This window comes from Actinoallomurus acaciae (assembly GCF_042429965.1).
In the GTDB taxonomy this organism is placed as follows: domain Bacteria; phylum Actinomycetota; class Actinomycetes; order Streptosporangiales; family Streptosporangiaceae; genus Actinoallomurus; species Actinoallomurus acaciae.
The window spans coordinates 1-759 of the sequence record NZ_JBHLZP010001217.1 but is presented as its reverse complement, the minus strand read 5'-3'; the positions used below and the strand labels follow the sequence as shown (position 1 = coordinate 759).

Below are 759 nucleotides of genomic sequence, written 5' to 3'. Positions count from 1 at the left end.
CGTCCAGCCGGTCGAGCAGCTCGTCCGCGCCGTCCGGCCCGGCGAGCAACGCGGAGAGCGTCGTACGAACGCCGAGCGCCCGCAACAGCTCCGGGTCCAGACCCGGCGGCGCCAGGTCGTACAGGCCCTCCAGGTCGCCGGGCAGGCACAGCTCGCCGGGCCGCCGCCCGTCCAGCACCGGATGCCGCCGCAGCCACCACGCGGTGTACGACGGGACCGTGGCGGTCCGCCCGTCCGCGAGGACCACGCGTACGGGCTCGGTGACGGCGGCGCGCAGCGGCGGCTCCGCCAGCAGCGCGAACGCCTCCGGCCAGTCGGCCACGAACTCCAGGTCGCGCACCGCGGTGAACTCGGGGACCACGAAGCCCTCCCCGAGCTCGTCCGCCCACTCCTCCTCGGCGTCGAGGTGGTGCTCGGGCTCGATGACGTCTTCGTCGCGCACGAGCGCGAAGGTCCGCAGTACGCCCGTGGCCTCGAGCGTCTCGGCGCCGTGGCGCTCGACCAGGCCGGCGTCCACGACGCCGAACGGCGCGACCTCGGCCACCACGTCGGCCAGAGGGGCGCCGGGCAGCAGCAGTTCACCGGCCGGGTACGGCTCACCGTCCTCGCCCGGCAGCGCCAGCTCCGCCAGCCACGGCTCCTCACCGGGCCGCAGGCGGGCGCGGGCGACGAGCGTCAGGACGGCGGTCCAGATCGGCTCGGGGTCCTCCTCGTCGTACGAGGCGGCCACGGCCGCGCGGGCCGCGGGGTCGGTCAGGA

1 pseudogene is annotated in these 759 nt (G+C 76.4%); it reads right to left on the bottom strand.

The window, feature by feature from the left end:
* Positions 1-759: pseudogene (locus ACFFNX_RS51740) on the bottom strand (sacsin N-terminal ATP-binding-like domain-containing protein); the annotation flags it as partial.